Consider the following 22,652-nt stretch of genomic DNA (forward strand, 5'->3'; position numbering starts at 1 on the left):
ATAGGTACATCGCTTGAACTAAGAACTGCTTTACTAAAATGTCTTTCATAACCTGAACTGTATCACAGGCCGAGGACGACATTAACGCATAGCTGAAATTATATAGCAAGCGCTATCGTGAATTATTTTTACGCCAAAGCCGATTCAAAATTTCTCCTTGCCATCCTGCCGCCATTCGCGCAGCGTGGCGACAATACGCAACGTACGGCAACGACGCACCGTGGTGGCGAATGAAGCCGAACGCATCAGGCGGCGAACGAAGAACGCCAGCGATACAACTAACACCTGCGTAATAAGGGCGAATAGCGAAACGTCCCCTCGCAAGAATTTACCCGCCAAAACAGCACAAGCCGCCAGACTAAGAATTAACGCGGCCAGGCTGAGCCAATAATGTATTTCCAGCCCCAGCGAATATCCTCGCGAAATAAGATACATCCCGGCGAATGCCGGGAAGATAACGAAAAAAATCATCAGAATAAAATAAACTATTGCCGACTGAATATAAAACTGAGCCAGAAAAAAATTATCGTTCAGGATAATCACGCTCAGCGCGCTGACAATAAGCAGAAAAAAAACGGTCAGCACTACCGGCAACCCGGCGGGCCGCGGAATAGCCGGCGACTGCGCCGGGTTCACCAGCCTGGCCACATCTTCAACGCGCGCCGCCAGATTCGGATCGCGCGAGCGGATCTCTCGCTCAATTAATTTTCCTTCGCGGCGCAACGTAGAAAGAGAATTTTCTGACTGAGCGGATATTTTCATTATTTCATCACCGGCAACGATTGTAATACGCCAACCAAATATTTTCCCGATGTTAATACATTCCCAGGATTGCGCAAGGTTCCGCTAATACCGCTGCCGGCAAATGAGGCGCTGCTGGTAATCGCGTTAACCAATTGCTTACGCAGTTCGTTTTGCAGCGTTTCCGTGGGGAAACGTTTGGGATAAATACCTGCCCGCATTGCCGCCTTAATCGCCTGATTGGAAATCCCTGGATTTTGATTGCGAATAATCGCTTCCGTCAGCCTGGCTCGCTCCTGTCGGCTGATGCCGCGCAACCACTCCATTACCCTGGCCGAAGAAGCTGATTTCATCGTTTTATAGGTGGCTAACGCTTCCTTGAGCGCGCCGCCCGCCGCCGCCAGCGAGACTACGTCCAGCACCGTTGACGTGGTGACATACCAATCCTGCGAATCCAGCCAGGCGATCGCTTCGGTGTTGCCGCTGCTGATGCGCGTCACCCGATAGACGCCGTTGACGCATTGCGCCGCAGTCGCCACCGCGCCGGCGTACCCCAACGCGACAAGCGCGCCGCTGGCGCCGCCGGTAAAAGGCACGGCGACCCCGCCGCCAAACGCGACCAGCCCTGTCAGGATGGTCGCCCCGCACGATAACGCGGCGGAGGCGATCTCCGTGGCGACCGAAGACGCGGAAATGGCATCGGTTAAACTGTTCTCCGCGCTTTCGGCATTGGTAAGCGGGACCTTAGTGATAATCACGTGGGTAACTAACGACTGCTCCGGGTTGCTATAGCGACGTGAGGGCCGGACCAGGTATTTGACGGCGCCGTCGGCATAGATAATGCCGGCGCCGCGAAAATCCCGTGAGCAATCCAGCGCGGAGGCTAACTGCTGGAAGTTAATATCGGAACCGGAATGCATCCCGGTAAGACGGGCGAAATCATAATTCAGCATTCCCTGCTCGGGCGTGGCGGACCATAATGAACTCATCGTTTATTCCTTCCTGAATATAGTGAAATAATCAAGGCTATGGCTGATTTCCGGGAACAAGAACGTCGTCCCTGCTGGCTTTGAGCAACGATGAAAACAGGCAGCCGTAATCTTACCTGCTGAACTGTATCGGGTAACAATTTGTGACATCAAGTGTCAGATTATTGTTAATCTCAAGAATAGGATTTATCCGAGCGGCGCGATTGCCCTCCTGCCCGACTAATAATAGATGTGGGCGAAACGTTGCGTTTTGACGCATACAATACGCCGGCGCCTGTTAACGGCGCGGCGTATTTATCAACCTTGTAGCGCAGTATTGCCCGTCGGGAGCAGAGGCTGAACGCCGGCAACGGCTCGCGGCCAATGCCCTGCTCCCTATACCGGCGCGCCGCTTCGGGCGAATGCCCGCCCAATACCCTACGGCCGCAGCAGATCTTTTACTTCCAGCAGGATCAATTCATTATCGTCCGCCTTATTCGGCAGACGACTGGATGAAAACGGAAAATTGTTATCATTGCCGACAATGATATGGCTGTCGTCCACGACATCCACATTCTCAATCGTCATGAACGGGAAGGTCAGCACGCCGTCATTTAACGGTTTACGCGCCAGATGATGCGGATCCTGAATCTTCATCAGGTCGATAAACGCCTGTTTACGCACCGGCTGGCCCACATTGTCGTCGCCAAACTGAATCCGGTAGATACGTTTAAATTTAGCGACATTGCTAAAACAGTCGTCCTGTGCCACGCCCGGCGCGCAGGCCCGGTCCGCCGTTCCTTCCCCGTTATCGCGTTCGATCACCAGTCCCTGAGAACCGTTAATCATATTAAAGTCGCCAATCGCATTCTGGTTGTTTTCCAGCACATATTTCCAGCTTCTTCCGGTCCAGGCCTGCTGCTGAATATCGAACTCAAGTACGCGCAGGTAGCGTTTACCGTCCAGATTTTCATACTGACCGCTCGCGGCATCCCATAGCGCGCCCTCCAGCAACGGATACAGTCGCCGTCCATCTTGCGACAGCGCCATGCCTTCGAATCCTTTGGAACGGGAGACCTGAAAATTCAGCTTGCCGTCGGGCGTTCCGGGCAGCGTAATCCAGGGATTATCCGGCGAAGAGAGGATTTCCCCCTCCGTCCGGGTGGCGAAGACAGCCTGAATCCGGCCATCCAGGTCGGCTTTAATCAGCCAGGGACCAAATTCATCGCCAATCCACAGCGCGCCGCCGGCGAACTGAAAGCTCTCCGGGTCGAAGTCGCCACCGGTGAGATAACGCTGGTCGCTGCTTTCGTTCACAATATGGAACGGCACTTTTTTATCGGGATCGTGCAGAAAGATCGTTTTTAGACGCGTCAGCGTTCCCTTGCCGAAATCCACCGCGTAATGGTTGAGATACAGCATGGCGTCCGGGGAATTGGCCTTACTGCCGAAGCCGTTGTCGGTCAGGATCCAGTAGGTGCCGTCGTCCATTTTTTTAATGCCGGAATGGCCCTGCAGCGGCAAACCATTGAGCGGCAGCCCGACGCCGGTTGGGCGGCCGTCCGATGTCCCCGGCACGCTGCCCGCTTCGGTGACGCGTTTACCCGTGGTGTATTTACCGCTCAGCCGCATGTCGGATGGCGCATCCGCGGGCGGGGCGATGATGGAATCGGCGGGCAGCAACGCGTGCCCGGCTAGAATAGCCGGCACTTGTTCGGCCTGGGCCAATACCGCGGATTGTCCGCTGAGAAACAGGCCGAGCGCGAGCGCTATCTGACGAGAGGCGAAAACGGTCATTGGCGAACTCCTGATATCCCCGTCGGATTTCAGAGAGCAGGAAAGCCGCGGCCGCTTGCGACTGACGACGAGCGCCGAAACAAGAAGGCATTGACGGCGGCCAGCGTGCCGGCTCGCCAACGCACCTGCAGCCTGAAGTATGACGGGTATAGTGGTCTGTATAAGAAGACATCACTATAAAAAGGCGGCGTGACAAAAAAATGACCGGCTGCGCGACGGGCGTTATTTGCCGGTGCCGGGCTCTATCGGCGGTCGCCCGTGCTCCTGACGCCATTTATTGGTATCGCGCAGGCTATATACGCAGCCGCAATACTGCTGCTGATAAAAACCAATCGTTTTGATCAGGGCGTCTTTGCGCACCGACAGACCGTTTTTACGCCAGTCCTGCGCCCAGTAACGCGTGGCGGGATAGCGCTCGGCCGCCTGCTGGCCGGCCAGCGTAACCTGGTTCAGATCCTTCCATCTGGAACTGGCCAGAGTGGTGGTGAATAGCGAGAAATCATGCTGCGCGGCATAGCGCGCCGTCACGTCCATACGCAGCGAGAAACAGCGCATGCAGCGCGCTCCGCGCTCGGGCTCATGGGCCAGTCCGCGGGTGGCCTCAAACCAGGCCTCCCGATCATAGTCCGCATCCACCCATGCCAAACCCAGCGCTTCGGCAAAGCGCGACAGCTCATTTTTACGCACCTCATACTCCGCGCGCGGATGAATATTGGGGTTGTAATAAAAAAGCGTCGGGCGAATACCGTCGCGCAGGCAGGCTTCGATCATCGCCGAGGAACAGGGCGCGCAGCAACAGTGCATCAACACCGGGCCGATATCGTCGGGGAGCTGCAGCTTTTTGCCGGGGATCTGCGCATAATCCGCCGGCAGCGTTAACGTGGTCATGATTACATCACTCTGTGCGACACATTTTCAGCTGCAGATAGTACACCATTTCGCCCGGACGGCCGAAAGGCATAACAGAACGCCCCGCTACAGGCTGGCGGTAGCGGGGCGAGATTGGGTAAGATGAAGCGGGCGGAACGGCTTAGTGCCGCGCGGCCAGCACGGCGTCGTGCAGGTTCAGTCGCTGCCAGAAATTCTGCTCCCCCTGGCCGCCGGAAAGAGGGTAACCATCGGCCAGCGCCGTTTTCGCCATCACCTGGCGGCGCTGCGCCGCACTGAGTCCGGGCAGCGCGGATTCCAGCAGGACTTCAGCCCCCTGAGGCACGGCCACCGGCTGCGAGGCGCCCGGCGTAGCCGGCAGATTGTAGGTCATCGTAAATTGATAGAACTGACGCATGGCGGGCGCGCTATAGGGGTCATCCTCGCCGGCGCTCCGCGCGCACTGAGCCAGGCTCATCCCGCACTCTTTCTCCAGCGCCTGACGCAGTTGCCCTTTCGCCTGTTCGAACAACGCGCGATAGCCGGCATCATTCAGATAATGCGCCACGTTGCGCTCCGCCACCATGCGCGACCCCATAACATCCAGCGGGTAGTGCACGCCCAGCACCACGCGTGAATAACCGTAACGGGCGCCGCGATCCACCAGTTCGACATAGCGTTCCGGCAGCATAACGGCCATCAGCAGCGCATCGGTATAGCCGGTATTGGTGTGTCCGCTCGGGAAGGCGCCGCCATCGGCGCTATAGGGTTGGTTATCCTGCACCACCGCGCTGTCAGGCACTAAATGGATCTGGTTGCCCTCCTGCAGAAACGGCCGCGCGTAGCTAAAATATTTTTTCGCCGCGCTGGTGCTCACTTCCGTCGCCTTAATCAGCGCAGCCGCTTCGCTCAGTTCGCCGTTGTTATAGGCGGTCAGAAAGGCTTTCCCCAAACGAGGCCCCATGGCGTCGGCCAGAAAATAGAGATAACCGATGCCTTCGGCGTCCACCAGCGCCTGCGTCCGTTGCCCCTGCGTGGCGTCCCGGTTAATCCGCGTGACCGTCGCCATATTTTGCGCCAGCAGCGCGGAGGGGAGACTCTGGAACGATTTCAACAGCGCGATGCCGGCCTGCTGATTGGCGTCCGGGGCAAAATCATAGTGGCTGGCCTGCAGCCACGCCTTATCGGCCAGATGCTGGCTTTGCCCGGCGTGCGCCAGCTGGTCGCGCGTCAACGTCGCCGCATCGCCCTTCAGCGTCTGACGCAGATCCTGAGCGATCGTCTGTTCCAGGGCAACAAACGTGGTACTGCCGCTGGCGGGCGTGGTGGTGTTCACCACCGCGCTCACCTGAGAGAAATCAACCGGCGTGGCCGCAACCACAGGCAGCGACAGCAGCGCACAAGACAACAGAGAGAGGGAAAAACGAATCGGGCAACGCATGGCATAAGTCCTGACTAAAAAGTAGAGCCCCCAGGCTAGAACTCATTGATGACGTTTTTATGTCAAAACACATTTTGCTACCGTTTTTCACAGCGGGTAATACTGACGTGAACCAGGTGTGTCCCGCAATTCATTTTCGCTGACTGGCGATGAGAAAAATGCATTAATTTTGTTTGTTTTTTGATATTTTTTGTGCGTTTTTACTGCTGACTTCTGGCAGGGTTATGCGATTTTACATCGGTCAGATAATCACGGGACACCGCCTGGCGGCCGCCTTGCCGGGCGGCGCGCATCAGGATTTGAGACGATAGATCGCCTCGCCGCAACGCCGGCCCGCCGGGCAGTGGCGACAGCCGGCCGTCGGGCACGCCGGCGGCGTCGAATCCACCCGCTCCACCCGGCCCTTCGCGGTAAGCCATTCCAGCATTGACTGTACCAGCGGCAGCGGCAGCGCTAAACGCTGGCTAAGCTGGCGAGCAGGCAGCCCGCCGTCATCCGCCAACGCCTCGCACAACTGCAACAAACCCGCGCCGGCCATCAGCAGCAGTCCCCCTTCGGCCCGGCGCAACAGGACGCCGTTCCGCCGGCGCTCATATTCAACGTGACGCGGCTGCGGGCGTGGCGCAAGGCGAATAAAATCAGCGCATTGAACAACAGCACGGTCAGAATAGCCGTCAGGCTATAGCGCGGATGCAGGCTAAAGGTCGCCGCCTGATAGAAGAGCGTCGCCAGCGAATAGGCGACATTGAGTCCCCACAGGATGGAAAAGGTCATCCAGCCGCGACCGGCCTCGCGCGCCATCGCCCCCATGACCGAAACGCAGGGCACATAGAGCAACACAAAAATCAGATAGCTGTAGGCGGCGACCGGCGAGCCGAATTTACTGCTCATGGTGCTCATCGAGCTGGCGCCCATTTCGCCATCGCCCTTGCTGGCTTCGATAGGGTTGGCGAGCACGCTCAGACTAAACGTATCCCGCAGACCGTTCCAGGTTTCGCTCAGCGCGCCGCCCAGTTGATCCAACAGGTTGAACTGCGCGGGATCAAACGCCTCATGATTAATATGCTCGGCGGTATACAGCGTATTCAGCGTGCCGACCACCACCTCTTTCGCCATCGCGCCGGTAACCAGACCCACGGTGGCCTGCCAGTTATCGCTGCGCACGCCAATGGGCTGCAGGAGCGGCGTCAACAGCCGGGAGACCGAAGCCAGCGCGGAGTCATTGATGCTGCTGACCGGTCGGCCGCTGAACGAGAAACTGTTCAGGCCGCCGATAAAAATGCTGGCGATAACGATCACCTTGCCGGCGCGCAGTACAAACCCTTTTAACCGCTGCCAGGTCTGCAGCAGCAGACTCTTCAGATGCGGCACGTGATAGATCGGCAGCTCCATCACAAACGGCGTCGCCTCGCCGCGCATAATGGTATATTTCAGCGCCAGTCCGGTGCAAACCGCGACCGCAATGCCCAGCATATAGAGTGAAAACACTACGCTGGCGCCGCCCTGGCCGAAGAAAGCGGCGGCGAATACCGCGAAAATCGCCAGCCGGGCGCCGCAGGACATAAAAGGCGCCATCAGAATGGTGATTAAACGCTCGCGCGGCGCGTCCAGCGTGCGGGCGGCCATAATCGACGGCACATTACAGCCGAAGCCGACAATCAGCGGCACAAAGGATTTACCCGGCAGCCCCAGCGCCTGCATCAGACGGTCCATAACGAACGCCGCGCGCGCCATGTAGCCGGAGTCCTCCAGCAGCGATAGAAACAGGTACATCATGCCGATCTGCGGCACCAGCGGCAGCACGGTGTTGATCCCGCCGCCCACGCCCTGCGCCAGAAAAATCGTCAGCCAGTCGGGGAAATGCAGGGTATAACCGAGCCACTGAATGCCCTGAATAAAGATCGCCGCGGAGCCAATATCGAACACCGGCTGCAGCGCGCCGCCGATATTGATCGCCAGCAAAAACATCAGGTACATCACCAGCAGGAAAATCGGCACGCCCAGCCAGCGGTTGAGAACGATGCTATCCAGCACTTCCGTCAGATGATGCGGCAGCGCCTGCTGCACATTGCTGACCGCATCGCACAGGCTGGCGATGGCATGATAGCGGGCGTCGGCAATCAGCAGCGCCGCATCGCCCTCCGACTGCAAATCCTGTCTGGCCGCCGGCAACAGCGCAGCAGCCTGCCCGACCAGCGAGAGGCTATAGATATCCCCTTCCAGCATCTGTAACGCCAACCAGCGCCGGCGATCTGGCGCCACCGGGTCAGGCATCGCTGCGCTTAGCCGTCCGGCCTGGCGCTCCAACGCCGGCGGATAGCTGACCAGCGTGCGCCGCGGGCTGGCAGGCGGCTGATCAATGGCCTGCTTCAGCCGATCCACGCCGTCGGCCCGGGTCGACACCATCGGGATCACCGGGCAGCCGAGACGCTCAGCCAGAGCATCGACGTCAATGTCGACATGCTGACTGCGGGCGATATCCACCATATTCAGCGCGACGATACAGGGCATGCCCAGCTCCAGCAGCTGCAGCGTCAGATAAAGGTTGCGTTCCAGGCTGGCGGCATCGACCACGTTAATGAACAGATCGGCGTCGCCGCTCAGAATATAGTGACAGGCGATCTGTTCATCCACCGAGGTGAGCGCCGAAACCGTAGTCAGCGAATAGGTGCCAGGCAGATCGACCAGCGTAACCTGCGAGCAGGGCGTGGCGAACATCCCTTCCTTGCGTTCAACCGTGACGCCGGCCCAGTTGCCAACCCGCTGGCGTGAACCGGTAAGCTGATTAAACAGCGTGGTTTTGCCCGAATTCGGGTTGCCGATTAAGCCAATAGTGAGTTTCTTCATAATCCAGCTTGTCTTCGTTGAATAACATAAAAACCGCGCGCTGACGCACGGAAAAACAGCCATCGCAGCCTTACGGCTGACGGTCCAGCAGCAGCAGGTCCAGATCCTTGCGGCGCAATACCAGACTGACGCGGCGGGTTTTGATTTCTATCGGATCGCCCAGCGGGGCCGTGCGCACGACTTCAAAGGAAGAGCCGGGCAGCATGCCGAGCGACAACAGTTTTTGACGGTAGGCGGGGCTGATCTCGCTGGCGAAACCGGCGATTTTGTATGTATGGCTGAGCAGAAAATTCATATTCCCTTCTTAAGATCTGGCGATGTTTCTGGCGCGATATCGCGCGCGACACGGCGAATGGCTCAGGTCGACGGGAACAAGAGTGGCGTACGGGCCTAAAACCGAAATGTCAGGCGCTACCCCGCCGTCGGCCAGGCTACAGGCGTACGGCGTCCATTCAGACGCCCGGCGCAGAAAGGGATCGACAGGCAGCCAGGCCGACGCGCCGGCACCTAAAGGATGACGGGTATCTTTGGGGTATAGCGGGCGCGATATCTACGCGAATAACGATAGTAAGAATAATTATCGTGTTCAATACAAAAATAAGGTTATTGGTAACTGTTTGTTATGCTGAGGCGATTTCGGCATACCGGCGCGACAGCGGGCCGGCGCAGAGAAAAGCACCGTCGCCGCACGGCGACGGGCTGTCAGACGGGTTCAGGGCGCGTCGAAGGCGGCAAGAATCGGCAGCGTATGCGCGTACACCGCCCCGGCGCGCAAAATCAGAGCCACCGCGTAGGCCTCTGTCAACGCCTTCGGGTCGACGTCGTGCCGCAGGGCGATCTGATGCAGTCGCGCCCGCGTCGCGTCGCGTTCCTGCGCCAGTGCGACGCCGGCCGCGATGACGACACGTAACGTCAGCGGCAGCAGAGGATTCTGCAACTGTTGATTGATAAAGGCATCGCGGGCGTCCGCGAGAGCGCGATCGACCAATACGTCCGGACGGGTCCTCACCTGCAAATCGTCGCCGATCTCAACCTCCGCGCCCGCCAGCGTATTAAGCGCGGCGGTGATATAGGCGGCGGCCAGCAGCTCATTTTGAGAGGCGCCCAGCTGTTTGGCCGCCAGAGTATGATGCGTAATGCAGTATTCGCACTGCGTCACCTGGGCAACGGAGACCGCGATAATATGTTTATCGCGGCTGCTGAGCGCCCCATCCTGCCACCACGGTTGAGAGAAAGCGCGAAATGCGCGCGCGTGTTCGCTGTCCTTTTCCGCTTTCGCCAGCCTTCTGGCGTCGAGCTGATGGCTCATACCGCCTCCTGTTGACCGCCGGCGGAAAAACCGGACGCATCATTCTGACCCGCGCCGCGCCGTACATCGCCGATCGGATCATTGGCATACCAGGCTGCAATGGCGCTCAGCAACGCATAGAACGAGATAAATCCGCAGATCAGCCACGGCGTACCGTTACCGACGGAAAATAGCCAGGTGGCGATAAACGGCGTCAACCCGCCGGATATCAGCGTCCCAATCTGGTAGCCGAGGGAAATGCCGCTATAGCGGACCTCCGTCGGGAATTGTTCAGAAAACCAGGCCGCGCCCGGACCGTAGACCGCCGCATCAAACACCGCGAGGCCGATGGCCACCAGCAGCGGCATCCAGACCAGATTGCCGTTATCAAGAAAGTAAAAAAACGGCCAGACGAACAGACCAATGCCGACGATGCCGAACAGCGCCGGGCGACGACGACCGATTTTATCGGACAGTTTCGCCCAGAACGGCGTGGTGAGAATCGCCGCCGCCGATCCGACCAGCACCGCCGTCAGACCATAATCATTCGCGCCGCGCTGAAGCAGCAGATAGCTCAGCGCATAGGTGGTCAGAATCGCATACATGGCGGGCTGAACCAGACGCAGGCCGATAGTCACCAGCAACGCGCGCGGATGCTGGCGAATAACATCGGCGACGGGGAAACGACGGGTCTTTCCCGCTGCCTTCAGTTCGCTAAACACCGCGGGCTCATCAATACGCAAACGAACGAATATCCCGATAGCGATCAGCACAATGCTGAATAAGAACGGCAGGCGCCATCCCCAGGCGTTAAACGCCTCGGCGCTGATCAGCGACTTCACGATCAGAAAGGTCGCGGACGCAAGTAACATACCTGCAGCCGAGCCAATCTGAGTGAAAGAGCCCAGGAACCCCCGATTTTTCGCCGTGGCGTGTTCGACAGACAACAGCGAGGCGCCGCCCCACTCCGCGCCGGTCGCAATCCCCTGCAACAGACGCAGCACCACCAGCAGAACCGTCGAAAGCACGCCCGCCGTGGCGTAGTCCGGCAGCAGACCGGTCAACAGCGTGGATACCCCCATCAGTATCAGCGAATACACCAACACGTGCTTACGGCCGATGCGATCGCCGAAATGGCCGGCGATAATACCGCCGAGCGGGCGGGCGAAAAAACCGACGCCATAGGCCGCGAACGAAGCCATCACGCCGGAGAGCGGATTACTGGAAGGCGGGAAGAACGTATGGCTGAAAATAAGCGCGGCCGCAGTGCTGAAAATATAAAAATCATACCACTCTACGGTGGTGCCGATAAAAGCCGCGAACGCCACTTTACGGCTTTTACGTTGATTATCCTGTGGTGTTGACGATAATGTTGCCATAATAATAACTCACTTTATTTAGTATATAGCTAAAATAATTCGGGTTGCAGGAAAGCGGCGACGCGGCGATAAATTCGTCGGCAACGAATTTGTTCAGCCAACGGCTGACCCTCGGTGTAGAGACAACGCTGCCGGCAGCAAAGCCAATCGCACCTGTAGCCTGAAGTATGGAAAATATATTTTTAATAAAACTGAACGGTTATTTACCCCTGCCTTCCCCGGTGGGCAGAAAAACGGCGAGCAAACAAATCGTGCGGCGAAGCCACTAACCCGGCCATCAGCACGGCAACGAATTTGAATGCATCTGGCGAGGAAAACGAAAGGCGCAAGAGCCGGGCAATCCAGCACGACTGCCGCATCCGCAATATGAAACACAACGAGTCTATCGCAACGGTTTAATCAGGCACTGCTCATTCCAGTAATGCAGGCGCAGAAAAAGCCGCAGACTCAGCCAATGGAAAACCGAATCAACGTTTTGCTTTTTTATTCCTGCCGCAACGGCAAAAGTCATGATGAATACCCATTAACCCGAAGAGTTCCAGTTAATCGGATCTGTCAGGATTAATGAAATGATAATTTATACTTTATTAATTTAAAAATTAACTGAGGAAAACCGAGCTGATTGCCGGCTATTCGGGATCGAATAAATATTAACGCGGCGCGGAGAAACAGGCATGACCAGTTATGCCCGGCCGGATGCTAAATAATTCAAGTGGCGGGAAAGCGGCCCGGCGACGAAAGATAACCAGGCCAGCGCCCCGTCATCTGAAATAGATGACGGGTATTCCCTCTGGCGGACGGGAGGCGCCGCCGGATTACTGACGGGCGCGACGCGTATCGGCCGGCACGACCGGATAATCCAGCACGACGATATGGCTCAGCGCCGGCCGAAAAATGGCTTTCAACGCGTCGTGTCTGGGATGCGGCAGATAGTGCTGGCGCGCCTGTTCATCGCGGAAGGTCATCATGACGCAGTGGGTAAAGCCCTCGTTTTTCCCCTCGGGGCTGTCGTTAATCCCCCACTCGACGGCCTGCACGCCTTCAACGTCATCAGGCATTTGCAGAAAGGCCTGTTTCACCTGCTCGATTTGCGCGGCGGATGCGTCATGCGTAAATGTGATCAATAAAATGTGGCGTATCATGCAATAACTCCTGTTTCCATTTGCGGGTGCGAGGATACCCCTTTGCCGCCGGCCTTTCATCCTCCGCGCCGCCGTCGGGCGTCTTTCCCCTGAGCGCCTGCGCGCAAGCGCCGCAGGTTAGCCGATGCCGCAACGCGCCGATCGCCGGTTTGAGTCGCGATTATCAAAGAGATAATATTGAGGGCTTCAGCGGGCTACAAGAGCGCGAGCAATGAGCGGAATAAACAAAATAGCGATTTTTTGCGGTTCAGCCTCCGGACTGGATCCAGTCTACATGGCTGCGGCCAGAGAGACGGGAGAACAACTGGCGCAGCGCCATATTTCCGTGGTGTACGGCGGAGGACGGGTCGGTCTGATGGGCGCGGTGGCCGATGCGGCGCTGGCCGCCGGCGGTGAGGTGATCGGCGTAATGCCGCAAGAACTGGTCGATTGCGAATTAGCCCATAGCGGCCTGACCGAGCTGCATGTGGTCAACAATATGCATGAGCGCAAGGCGAAGATGTCGCAACTGGCGGATGGTTTTATCGCCCTGCCGGGCGGCGCCGGCACGCTTGAGGAAATATTCGAACAGTGGACCTGGGCGCAGTTGGGCATTCATCAGAAGCCCTGCGCTTTTTATAACATTAATGGCTATTACGAGCCGCTGCGTGCAATGAGCCGACAAATGGTTAAAGAAGGTTTTATGCTGGCGCGGTTTGATGAAATGCTGACCTTCGGCACCGACATCCGTCAGTTAATCGAAACCTTTATCCGCTATGTGCCGCCGGCGCGCAAATGGCAGCCGCAGCCGGTTAAAGACAAGGTATAACGATGACGAGATCCGCGCAAACCGGGGCGACGACGCTGCACCTCGCCGCCGCCATCATTGTTAACGATAACGAAGAAATGTTGCTGGTCAGGAAGCGCAATACCCTGGCATTCATGCAGCCCGGCGGAAAGATTGATCGGGGCGAAACGCCGACCGAAGCGCTATTGCGCGAACTGTATGAGGAACTGTCGATCACTATCGCCGCCTCGCAGCTGCAATATATCGGCCGCTACCGCGCTGAAGCCGCCAACGAGGCGAACACCCAGATCGAAGCGGACATTTTCTGGCTGCCGCTTTCCCGGCCGATCGCGCCCGCCGCCGAAATCGCCGAAGCGGCGTGGGTCAATATCCGCCGGCCGCCTGACCGAATGGTGCTGGCGCCGTTAACCGGGCAGCAGTTAATTCCGCTGGCGCGGCAACGGCTGGATAAGGCCCGGGGACCGGCCGAATAATTCGCATCGGCAGGCAGCCAACGCCACTGCCGTCCGTAAGGAAGTATGACAAATGTATACCGAACACTATGACAAATGATACTCAGCATCGGGAAGTACTGTGCCGGCGCTACCGCGCGGGCGAAAAACTTAAATTCGTTTTTTTCTGGGGGCATCAACCCGCGAAGTCGGGCGTGACGGCTTCCTGCTTCAGCCAATGGTACGGGGCGCCCTTTGAAGTCGACAGTCTGCGCTACCCATCGGCGGAACATTTCATGATGGCCGAAAAAGCACGGCTTTTCGCCGACGATGACACCTGCGCCCTGGTGCTTAAAGCGCCGAATCCCGGCGCGGCCAAAGCGCTGGGCCGGCAGGTGCGCGGTTTCGATGATGCGCTCTGGTGCGAGCACCGCTTTGCTATTGTGGTGCGCGCCAATATGGCTAAGTTTAGCCAGCATCCCGAGCTGGCCGATTATCTGGTGAACACCGGCTCCCGTATTCTGGTCGAAGCCAGCCCGGTCGATAGGGTCTGGGGCATTGGGCTGGCGCAGGACGACGAACGCGTCGCCAATCCGCTCCTGTGGCGCGGCCATAACCTGCTGGGATTCGCGCTGATGCAGGTGCGTGAGCAGCTGGCCTCATCATGATCGCCGCTACCCGCTGGCGTGAAAGAATGATACCGCTGGGCTATATGGCAAAAATCATCGCGCCGCGTCCCGCATGGCTGAAAGCGGCTCAGGTGGAGGCTATCTACTCGATGAGCGCCTGCGTTTCAGCGGATTTTACCGAGTGGGTGAATTGCTGGCGGCATAACGGCTACTGGCTGTTCGATTCGCCGGCTATTATTGATGAAATCGTTCGGGAGAGGCGGATCGACCCGGCGTCGCTCACCTGGTTGTATTATGAAGGCAGCGAAAAAGAGTTTGATGAACGGCGCGGATGGATAAGCTATGAACCCGCCGCCGAATTCCCGCTGGCGGTCGACATCCCCGTCAGAAAATCGCTAATGGGCTACGACATCGTCACCTGCACTTGCGGCCATTCGGCGGAATGCTCCCCGCTATCGTGCAACCACTTAGCGGAAGAGGTAAAAGTTAATGCCTGGTGCCTGCTGGACAGCGCCGATACGGCCAGAACGTTAATTACATCTGGTGGATTAGCGGGATGCGAGCCCGGGCCTTATCGGATAGTCGCGGTTTATCGCATTGTAAGAGAAGCGGATATTCATAACGGATCGATCTGTGAATAAAACAAAACGGCAGTGGCGCATCGCCATTGCGCTGCATACCATTGAGGACGCCTATGGCGCGGGTAACTTTGACGATGCGGGAGATGCCCTGTTGACCGCGCTGAACGGCCTGTCTGATTATCCCGGGCAATATCCCTGCCGTATCGAAATGGAAACCCGACATCCAAATCCGTATTATCACCACATGTTGTTTATCGTCGACGATCTTGCCGAACAGACATCGATCCGATTGATGGACCGCGTGCGAAATCTGGGGCTGGCCTAACCCCGGCGTAAATAGCGCCGCCGCCGCACCCGCAAGGCTATCGTCAACACCAGCGTGAGCAAGACGCAACATAGCGTCGGGACAATCAGGATAGCGCTGTCATCCTGATAAACCACCGCGTTTTGCTCATCAAAATAGCGGCCATTTTCGTAAAACAGGTCGCGCCAGCGCCAGTAAAGCTCAAAATATAGAAAACCGAACAGGATACTCAGCAGCGCAGAGAACACGGCGGCCATCGCCAGCAATATTTCGGCAAAACGCCGCCTGGCCTGTTCCTGCGACATCCCGTCCTTTGAGTGCGTTCTATCTTTCATCCCGGCGTTGCTCAATAACCCGCATTTGTACGACCACGGCAAAACAAACGATCACCGGATGGATTGGTCATCCCGCCGTCTCGCTCGCCAGCCCCCGGAAAATCATCGACCGCCAGCCAGTGCGCCTTCCTCTCACAGGTATAACAGGCTATCTCTGCTGGCTCGTCTCTAAACCCGCCGCCTGGCAAATCTGCAATCGCCAGTTCTCCGCTTCCTGCCAGTCATTACCAAAAGACCAGCTTGTCCAATACGGTTTTTGCGCGCCAGCCTGCAATTGAATATTCAGAGTGAAGTGATGAGTCGTCGTGACGGTCGTGGTCGATGTCGATCTGGATTTTCCCTTGCCGACCACGCCGACATGGTTATTGAAGGCCCAAACGCGGCGGCGTCCGTGGGTGGTGCTGGTTTCAGTGGTTTCCTGAGTCTGGCTTTGTTCAGCCACTGTCACCTGTTTCACCACGCGGCGAGCGTCGATCAACGCATGGCGCTGCCCGGATTCCGGCGCAAGCAGGTATAAGCTATTGCTCGCCGGAAACACGCCGAGCACCCGGCGCCCCCGCAAAATCCAGCGATAAGGCCCCAGATTAAGGCTGTCCATAAATGCTTTACTGGCCTCAAGCAACGCCGCAGTCTCGTTGTTTCTGGCCTGATCCAGATCCCTGCGTTGGCTGCCCGACAGCCACTGCAGAGGCAGATACGCCAGCCACGTGACGCACCACAGCAGCACAGCATAGATCGGCCCGCCGATATAGTGGCCCTGCCACAGCCATTTCACCAGAAAGTAACCGCAGAATAGTCCCTGGACAATCATGAAAACGTTAGTAACGCGGGTATTACGCTCATTGAGCCGAGTCTGCGCCTGCTGCGTTTGTTGGCGCGCCTCCGCCACAGAGGCAGGCAGGTCGGTAAAGGTAACGTCAGGATTGCCGGAGGCTTCGGGAAGAGACATATATCAGACCTTGATCAACGGGAACATCACCACAACGATGCCCGGCAGTATACCTGGAATATTTATCCGGCAACAGGCCAAAGCATTCTGCAGAGAGTGGCTGCAATCGACTACTTTGAGTGAAAAATCATTTAACCGTTTACCGCAGCCTCGGCACCGTCATGCGCAACATTGTTTAAAACGAACCCATGCGTCTCAGGATCACGCTCAAGCATGCTGAAATCATCAATCAGAAAGCCACGCTGATTCGGCACAAGGGCATACAGCGGCACATTGTCTGCCAGAAGATTATGTATGACTGTCTCAAGCCCAAATGACTCGCAAAACAGCGTCAGGCTGATTTTGCCGGCGCCAGTCAACAATGGCGCATTGCCCCGATCTGCTCTTTATCCACTTGCCTGAACTCTTCCAGAAACGCATACCACTTATCCAGCAAACGCGCGGCGATCGCTCTGGCATTTGCAATGTGGGTTGTGCGGGTAGATGCATGAATCTCGCGCTGCCCTGTCAGGGCGCGATAACGAACCGGAACGGTGATTCGCAGAACGCAGATTCCGCTTGAACGTCGATAAAGATTATCACGCTGCGCCATCGGCTGTATGAACGCCTTGCAGGAGGATCACGAGCGCCGTCACGTATGAATTAGAAAAATATCGAGGAATGAATACGTTAGGGAAATTCTGGAGCGGGCGAAGGGAATCGAACCCTCGTATAGAGCTTGGGAAGCTCTCGTTCTACCATTGAACTACGCCCGCACAGGCGTGTGCGACAGGCATTATAACCCTATGCCGTTGCCGGGCAAGCGAAAATCCGTTGTAAACGCTGGAGTTTTGAGCAATCCCGCCGAAAAAGAGCCGGGGCGAAAAACAAACGCCGCCGCCTTCCGGTCGATAAAAGCGCGGGGAGATTCCTGCAGGAAGCCTCGCCCGCGCGCCATCCCGCAGCCGACGGCGGCGGAGAGTCAAAACTGCGCGCCGCCGCTTATTTCTGCGGGCGCATCGCCGGGAACAGAATCACGTCGCGGATGGTATGGCTGTTGGTAAACAGCATAATCATACGGTCGATGCCGATACCCAGACCGGCGGTCGGCGGCATGCCGTGCTCCAGCGCGGTCACGTAATCCTCGTCATAGAACATCGCTTCGTCATCGCCGGCGTCTTTGGCGCTAACCTGCTGGGCGAAACGCCCCGCCTGGTCTTCCGCGTCGTTCAGCTCGGAGAAGCCGTTGCCGATTTCACGCCCGCCGATAAAGAATTCGAAGCGGTCGGTGATTTCCGGGTTCTGGTCATTACGGCGCGCCAGCGGCGAGACTTCCGCCGGGTATTCCGTGATAAAAGTCGGCTGAATCAGGTTGCTTTCCGCGGTCTCTTCGAAGATCTCGGTGACGATGCGGCCCAGACCCCAGCTTTTTTCAATCTGGATACCCAGCGACTGCGCGATCGCCGTCGCTTTGTCCAGATCGTCCAGATCGGCTACGTCGGTTTCCGGACGGTATGTGCAGATCGCCTCTTTCATGGTGAGTTTGGCGAAAGGTTTGCCGAAATCGAAAATCTGCTCGCCATACTGCACGGTGGAAGAACCCAGCACCTGCTGCGTCAGCGTGCGGAACAGCTCTTCGGTCAGCGCGATCAGGTCGCGGTAATCGGCGTAGGCCATATAGAGTTCCATCATGGTGAACTCAGGGTTATGGCGCGGCGAGATACCTTCGTTACGGAAGTTGCGGTTGATTTCGAACACGCGTTCGAAACCGCCCACGACCAGGCGCTTCAGATACAGCTCCGGCGCGATGCGCAGATACATATCGATATCCAGCGCATTGTGATGGGTGATAAACGGACGCGCCGAGGCGCCGCCCGGGATCACCTGCATCATCGGCGTTTCCACTTCCATAAAGCCTTTACTGACCATAAAACTGCGTACGGCGGCCAGCACCTGCGAGCGAATACGGAAGGTCTTGCGCGATTCGTCGTTGGCGATCAGGTCCAGATAGCGCTGACGATAGCGAGTTTCCTGGTCGGACAGGCCGTGGAATTTATCCGGCAGCGGGCGCAGCGCTTTGGTCAGCAGACGCAATTCAGTACAGTGGATCGACAGTTCGCCGGTTTTGGTTTTAAACAGCCGGCCGCGGGCGCCGAGGATATCGCCCAGATCCCATTTTTTAAACTGCTCGTTATAAACGCCTTCAGCCAGGTCGTCGCGGGAGACATAAAGCTGGATACGGCCGCCCATGTCCTGCAGGGTAACAAACGATGCCTTGCCCATGATGCGGCGAGTCATCATGCGGCCAGCCACGGTGACTTCGATATTCAGCGGCTCCAGCTCTTCATTCTCTTTGTCGTCATAGCTGGCGTGCAGTTGGTCAGACGTGGTATCGCGGCGAAAATCATTCGGGAACGCAATGCCTTTTTCGCGCAGCGCGACCAGCTTTTCCCGGCGCGCTTTCAGTTCGTTATTCAGATCCAGCGCCTGGCCGGCACCCTGAGATTGTGGTTCAGACATGAGTTTTCCTTATAGCCCCGCTTTTAAACTTGCTTCAATAAATTTATCCAGATCGCCGTCCAGCACCGCCTGGGTATTGCGCGTTTCCACCCCGGTACGCAGGTCTTTAATGCGCGAGTCGTCCAGAACATAGGAACGGATCTGGCTGCCCCAGCCGATATCGGATTTATTGTCTTCCAGCGCCTGTTTCTCAGCATTTTTCTTTTGCATCTCAAACTCGTACAGCTTGGCCTTCAGCTGTTTCATCGCCTGATCTTTGTTTTTATGCTGAGACCGGTCGTTCTGGCACTGGGTGACAATATTGGTCGGAAGGTGGGTAATACGTACCGCGGACTCGGTCCGGTTAACGTGCTGCCCGCCCGCGCCCGATGCGCGGTAAACGTCAATGCGCAGATCGGCCGGGTTAATCTCAATATCGATATCGTCGTCCACTTCCGGGTAAACAAACGCGGAGCTGAACGAGGTGTGACGACGGCCGCCGGAGTCAAACGGACTCTTACGCACCAGGCGGTGTACGCCGGTTTCGGTGCGCAACCAGCCAAAGGCATAGTCGCCGATGATCTTGATGGTGACGGATTTAATGCCGGCGACTTCACCTTCCGACTCTTCGATGATTTCGGTTTTGAAACCTTTCGCTTCCGCCCAGCGCAGATACATACGCTGCAGCATGCTGGCCCAGTCCTGCGCTTCCGTACCGCCGGAACCGGCCTGGATATCAAGGTAACAATCGGCGCTGTCGTACTCGCCGGAGAACATGCGGCGGAACTCGAGCTGCGCCAGCTTATGCTCCAGTTGATCCAGTTCGCTAATGGTATCGTTGAAGGTGTCTTCGTCGTCCTCTTCCACCGCCAGCTCCAGCAGCCCGGCGACATCGTCCAGCCCCTGCGCCATTTGATCGATGGTGTCGACGATCGCTTCGAGCGATGAACGCTCTTTGCCCAGCGCCTGAGCGCGTTCGGGTTCATTCCAGACGTCCGGCTGTTCCAGCTCGGCGTTTACTTCTTCGAGGCGTTCTTTCCTGGCATCGTAGTCAAAGATACCCCCTCAGAACAGCTGTCCGCTCAGACAGGTCCTGAATTCGGTTTTTTACCGGATTAATTTCAAACATGATTTTTAGAATCTTACGTTAGGTGGTAGATGACGGAATGCGTTCGGACCGGTAATTCTAACGGATTCACGCGGTGGTTTATAGCCGTCTGTTCAGATTTATAGCGGCCACAGATGCTGAATCAGCAATTGTACCGACCGTTTGCCCCGGAATTCATTCACATCCAGCTTATAGGCCAGTTCCGCCTCGCGTACGCTGCTGTCCGGCCATAGCCGGGTATCGATGTTAAAGGCGATGCCGTCCAGCAACGGTCCGCCGTTCAGCGGTTCCACCATCACTTTCAGATGGCGCTCGCCCACCAGGCGCTGCTGCAGGATGCGGAAATGACCGTCAAAGGTCGGTTCGGGAAACGCCTGCCCCCACGGACCGGCATCGCGCAGCATCTCGGCGGTGCCGAGCGACAGCTCCTGCTGCGCCAGTTCGCCGTCCGACCAGACGATCCCCTCCAGCTGTGAGGCGTCCATCCATTCGCTCACCAGCTCGCCGAAACGCCGGCGGAAATCGTCGAAATTGACCTCGGCCAGCGACAGCCCGGCCGCCATCGCGTGGCCGCCGAATTTCATCATCATCCCGGGATAAAGCGTATCCAGACGATCCAACAGATCGCGCAGATGCAGGCCGGCAACCGACCGGCCGGAGCCTTTCAGTACGCCGTCGCCGGCGGGGGCGAAAGCGATCACCGGCCGGTGGAAACGCTCTTTAATACGCGACGCCAGGATGCCGACCACTCCCTGATGCCACTGAGGGTGGTACATCGCCAGACCGAAAGGCAGGCTATCGGCGCTGCGCTCCAGCTGTTCGCACAGAGTCAGCGCTTCAACCTGCATCCCCTGTTCTATTTCGCGCCGCGTCTGATTTAGCGCGTCCAGGTCGCTGGCCAGGCTGCGCGCCTGCACCATATCGTCGCTTAGCAACAGCGCGACGCCGACCGACATATCGTCAAGGCGGCCGGCGGCGTTCAGGCGCGGCCCGAGGGCGAAACCCAGATCGCTGGCTACCAGCTGGCCGGCATCGCGATTCGCCACTTCGAGCAACGCGCGGATCCCCGGTCGGCAGCGGCCGGCGCGAATCCGGTTCAGACCCTGCGCCACCAGAATGCGGTTATTGGCGTCCAGCGGCACCACGTCCGCCACCGTCCCCAGCGCCACCAGATCGAGCAGTTCGGCCAGCTTCGGCTCGGCCAGCCCCTTGCCGGCAAACCAGCCCTGTTCGCGCAGACGGACAAACAGCGCCATCATCAGATAGAACGCCACCCCCACGCCCGCCAGCGCTTTGGATGGAAAAGTACATTCCCTGAGGTTGGGGTTCACGATGGCTTCCGCCGCCGGCAGCGTTTCTCCCGGCAGATGGTGATCGGTGACCAGCACGTCAATACCGCGCCGATGAGCGTCATCCACCCCGGCATGGGAGGAGATGCCGTTATCGACGGTGACAATCAGCTGCGCGCCGAGCGCCGCCGCCTGAGCGACCACCTCCGGACTTAAGCCGTAACCATCCTCAAAGCGATTCGGCACCAGATACTGTACGCTGCTGCAGCCCATAGCGCGCAGCGCCAACACGGTCAGCGCGGTGCTGGTCGCTCCGTCGGCGTCAAAGTCGCCGACCACCACGATGCGCGTTTGCCCGGCCAGCGCCCGCTGCAGGATATCGGTGGCCTGCCCGATGCCGGCCAGCAGGCGATAATCCAGCAGCCCTTTCAGACTGCGTTCCAGTTCCTGCGCCGCCTTTACGCCGCGCAGCGCATAAAGCCGGCGCAGTAACGGCGGCAGAGAAGCCGGCAGGTTGCCGTCGTCCGCCGGCGCCCGGCGGCGAAGTTGCGTTGTCAGTTCCACCGTACGATCAACCACCCGCTTTCTGCGCGGCCTGACGCGCCTCGAACATCGCCAACATCTCTTTCGGCGCCTGATAGCCAGAGATTACCGTTCCGTCATTCAGTACGATCGCCGGCGTTCCCTGCACGCCGAGCTGCACGCCCAGCAGATAATGCCCGGCGATGTTGGTTTTACAGGTAGCGGGCGAAATCGCCTCCCCTTTCATCGCCTGATCAAAAGCCTGATTGCGATTCGCCACGCACCAGATCGACTGCATATCCTTAGCCGCCTGCGAATTCGGCCCCTGGCGCGGGAAAGCCAGATAGCGCACGGTGATGCCGAGCGCGTTGTAATCTTTCATCTGTTCATGCAGTTTATGACAGTAGCCGCAGGTAATATCGGTAAACACGGTGATCTGATATTTTTCCTGCGCCGCCTTGTAGACGATCATCTGGTCCTGAAGCGCGTTCAGCTTACCGACCAGAAGCGTGTTAGTGACGTTGACCGGACTTTTGCCGCTCAGATCGTACAGCGGCCCCTGCAACAGGTGCTTGCCGTCTTCGGTGATATACAGCACGCCGCTGTCGGAGAGGACGGTTTTCATGCCGTTCACCGGGGAGGGCTGAATTTGCACGTCCTGCATGCCCAGTTGGGCCAGCGTCTGCTTGATTGCGGTATCGTCGGCGTGCGCCAGACCGGTTATCGATGCCGCCAGCATGGCGAGCAACATTAGGCCTTTCTTCATTAT

24 protein-coding genes and 1 tRNA gene are annotated in these 22,652 nt (G+C 57.8%); 5 read left to right on the top strand and 20 right to left on the bottom strand.

The window, feature by feature from the left end; translation table 11 throughout:
- Nucleotides 1-144: 144 nt before the first annotated feature.
- The 11 genes from FJU30_RS16980 to FJU30_RS17030 form a co-directional block, all read right to left on the bottom strand.
- Nucleotides 145-762 (bottom strand): hypothetical protein, encoded by a 618-nt coding sequence (locus tag FJU30_RS16980; protein ID WP_150436170.1) that lies wholly within the window; start codon nucleotides 760-762, stop codon nucleotides 145-147.
- Nucleotides 762-1,730 (bottom strand): hypothetical protein, encoded by a 969-nt coding sequence (locus FJU30_RS16985; protein ID WP_191091638.1) that lies wholly within the window; start codon nucleotides 1,728-1,730, stop codon nucleotides 762-764. The genes FJU30_RS16980 and FJU30_RS16985 overlap by 1 nt, the downstream gene beginning before the upstream one ends.
- A 417-nt stretch (nucleotides 1,731-2,147) precedes the next feature.
- Nucleotides 2,148-3,506 carry an esterase-like activity of phytase family protein gene (locus FJU30_RS16990; protein WP_150436171.1) on the bottom strand — a complete coding sequence of 453 codons (1,359 nt, stop codon included), beginning with the start codon at nucleotides 3,504-3,506 and terminating at the stop codon, nucleotides 2,148-2,150.
- 222 nt (nucleotides 3,507-3,728) lie between these two features.
- Entirely contained in the window at nucleotides 3,729-4,394 is a 666-nt protein-coding gene (locus FJU30_RS16995) for an epoxyqueuosine reductase QueH (protein ID WP_150436172.1), read from the bottom strand.
- Nucleotides 4,395-4,536: 142 nt separating this feature from the next.
- A complete protein-coding gene (locus FJU30_RS17000) occupies nucleotides 4,537-5,802 on the bottom strand; it encodes an acid phosphatase (RefSeq protein WP_150436286.1) in 1,266 nt (421 codons plus the stop codon).
- A gap of 304 nt (nucleotides 5,803-6,106) precedes the next feature.
- On the bottom strand, nucleotides 6,107-6,352 hold the full coding sequence (locus FJU30_RS17005; RefSeq protein WP_150436173.1) for a FeoC-like transcriptional regulator: 246 nt from the start codon (nucleotides 6,350-6,352) through the stop codon (nucleotides 6,107-6,109).
- The gene (gene feoB / locus FJU30_RS17010; RefSeq protein WP_150436174.1) at nucleotides 6,352-8,661 is read right to left on the bottom strand and encodes a Fe(2+) transporter permease subunit FeoB; all 2,310 of its coding nucleotides are present in this window, start codon (nucleotides 8,659-8,661) and stop codon (nucleotides 6,352-6,354) included. The genes FJU30_RS17005 and feoB overlap by 1 nt, the downstream gene beginning before the upstream one ends.
- Before the next feature lie 70 nt (nucleotides 8,662-8,731).
- A complete protein-coding gene (gene feoA, locus FJU30_RS17015) occupies nucleotides 8,732-8,956 on the bottom strand; it encodes a ferrous iron transporter A (RefSeq protein WP_150436175.1) in 225 nt (74 codons plus the stop codon).
- A 417-nt stretch (nucleotides 8,957-9,373) separates the two neighbouring features.
- Nucleotides 9,374-9,970 (bottom strand): carboxymuconolactone decarboxylase family protein, encoded by a 597-nt coding sequence (locus tag FJU30_RS17020; RefSeq protein WP_150436176.1) that lies wholly within the window; start codon nucleotides 9,968-9,970, stop codon nucleotides 9,374-9,376.
- Nucleotides 9,967-11,328, bottom strand: a complete 1,362-nt coding sequence (locus FJU30_RS17025) for an MFS transporter (protein WP_150436177.1) — start codon at nucleotides 11,326-11,328, stop codon at nucleotides 9,967-9,969. The genes FJU30_RS17020 and FJU30_RS17025 overlap by 4 nt, the downstream gene beginning before the upstream one ends.
- A gap of 815 nt (nucleotides 11,329-12,143) precedes the next feature.
- The gene (locus tag FJU30_RS17030) at nucleotides 12,144-12,470 is read right to left on the bottom strand and encodes a Dabb family protein (protein WP_150436178.1); all 327 of its coding nucleotides are present in this window, start codon (nucleotides 12,468-12,470) and stop codon (nucleotides 12,144-12,146) included.
- Between the two features lie 220 nt (nucleotides 12,471-12,690).
- On the opposite strand from FJU30_RS17030, the gene FJU30_RS17035 reads away from it, so the two are divergent.
- The 5 genes from FJU30_RS17035 to FJU30_RS17055 all read left to right on the top strand — a co-directional run bounded on the left by FJU30_RS17035 (nucleotide 12,691) and on the right by FJU30_RS17055 (nucleotide 15,223).
- Entirely contained in the window at nucleotides 12,691-13,278 is a 588-nt protein-coding gene (locus FJU30_RS17035; protein WP_191091639.1) for an LOG family protein, read from the top strand.
- A gap of 2 nt (nucleotides 13,279-13,280) precedes the next feature.
- Nucleotides 13,281-13,730, top strand: a complete 450-nt coding sequence (locus tag FJU30_RS17040) for an NUDIX hydrolase (protein ID WP_150436180.1) — start codon at nucleotides 13,281-13,283, stop codon at nucleotides 13,728-13,730.
- A 68-nt stretch (nucleotides 13,731-13,798) separates the two neighbouring features.
- A complete protein-coding gene (locus FJU30_RS17045) occupies nucleotides 13,799-14,356 on the top strand; it encodes an NADAR family protein (RefSeq protein WP_150436181.1) in 558 nt (185 codons plus the stop codon).
- Nucleotides 14,353-14,958, top strand: coding sequence for a hypothetical protein (locus tag FJU30_RS17050; RefSeq protein WP_223881620.1), 606 nt, complete (start codon nucleotides 14,353-14,355; stop codon nucleotides 14,956-14,958). The genes FJU30_RS17045 and FJU30_RS17050 overlap by 4 nt, the downstream gene beginning before the upstream one ends.
- The gene (locus tag FJU30_RS17055; RefSeq protein ID WP_150436182.1) at nucleotides 14,951-15,223 is read left to right on the top strand and encodes a hypothetical protein; all 273 of its coding nucleotides are present in this window, start codon (nucleotides 14,951-14,953) and stop codon (nucleotides 15,221-15,223) included. The genes FJU30_RS17050 and FJU30_RS17055 overlap by 8 nt, the downstream gene beginning before the upstream one ends.
- Here the strand turns inward: FJU30_RS17055 and FJU30_RS17060 are convergent.
- From FJU30_RS17060 to dsbC, 9 genes are all read right to left on the bottom strand, one after another.
- On the bottom strand, nucleotides 15,220-15,537 hold the full coding sequence (locus FJU30_RS17060; RefSeq protein WP_150436183.1) for a DUF3379 domain-containing protein: 318 nt from the start codon (nucleotides 15,535-15,537) through the stop codon (nucleotides 15,220-15,222). The two genes, FJU30_RS17055 and FJU30_RS17060, sit on opposite strands and share 4 nt — an antisense overlap.
- A 148-nt stretch (nucleotides 15,538-15,685) precedes the next feature.
- The gene (locus FJU30_RS17065) at nucleotides 15,686-16,486 is read right to left on the bottom strand and encodes a hypothetical protein (protein WP_150436184.1); all 801 of its coding nucleotides are present in this window, start codon (nucleotides 16,484-16,486) and stop codon (nucleotides 15,686-15,688) included.
- Between the two features lie 131 nt (nucleotides 16,487-16,617).
- On the bottom strand, nucleotides 16,618-16,848 hold the full coding sequence (locus FJU30_RS27255) for a hypothetical protein (protein WP_223881621.1): 231 nt from the start codon (nucleotides 16,846-16,848) through the stop codon (nucleotides 16,618-16,620).
- Nucleotides 16,842-17,078: a DUF6538 domain-containing protein gene (locus FJU30_RS27260; RefSeq protein ID WP_223881622.1), complete on the bottom strand. Its 237-nt coding sequence runs from the start codon at nucleotides 17,076-17,078 to the stop codon at nucleotides 16,842-16,844. The genes FJU30_RS27255 and FJU30_RS27260 overlap by 7 nt, the downstream gene beginning before the upstream one ends.
- An 89-nt stretch (nucleotides 17,079-17,167) precedes the next feature.
- A tRNA-Gly gene (locus FJU30_RS17075) sits at nucleotides 17,168-17,241 on the bottom strand.
- 226 nt (nucleotides 17,242-17,467) lie between these two features.
- Nucleotides 17,468-18,985, bottom strand: coding sequence for a lysine--tRNA ligase (gene lysS, locus FJU30_RS17080; RefSeq protein ID WP_150436185.1), 1,518 nt, complete (start codon nucleotides 18,983-18,985; stop codon nucleotides 17,468-17,470).
- 9 nt (nucleotides 18,986-18,994) lie between these two features.
- Nucleotides 18,995-20,093 (bottom strand): peptide chain release factor 2 gene (gene prfB / locus FJU30_RS17085; RefSeq protein WP_150436186.1). Its coding sequence is split into 2 segments (ribosomal slippage): nucleotides 18,995-20,017 and nucleotides 20,019-20,093, totalling 1,098 coding nucleotides; the frame shifts between segments, so codons are not numbered across the junction.
- 98 nt (nucleotides 20,094-20,191) lie between these two features.
- Nucleotides 20,192-21,925 (bottom strand): single-stranded-DNA-specific exonuclease RecJ, encoded by a 1,734-nt coding sequence (recJ, locus tag FJU30_RS17090; protein ID WP_150436288.1) that lies wholly within the window; start codon nucleotides 21,923-21,925, stop codon nucleotides 20,192-20,194.
- Between the two features lie 7 nt (nucleotides 21,926-21,932).
- Nucleotides 21,933-22,649 (bottom strand): bifunctional protein-disulfide isomerase/oxidoreductase DsbC, encoded by a 717-nt coding sequence (dsbC, locus tag FJU30_RS17095; RefSeq protein WP_150436187.1) that lies wholly within the window; start codon nucleotides 22,647-22,649, stop codon nucleotides 21,933-21,935.
- Nucleotides 22,650-22,652: the final 3 nt, after the last annotated feature.

The sequence above is a fragment of the Affinibrenneria salicis genome (genome assembly GCF_008710095.1).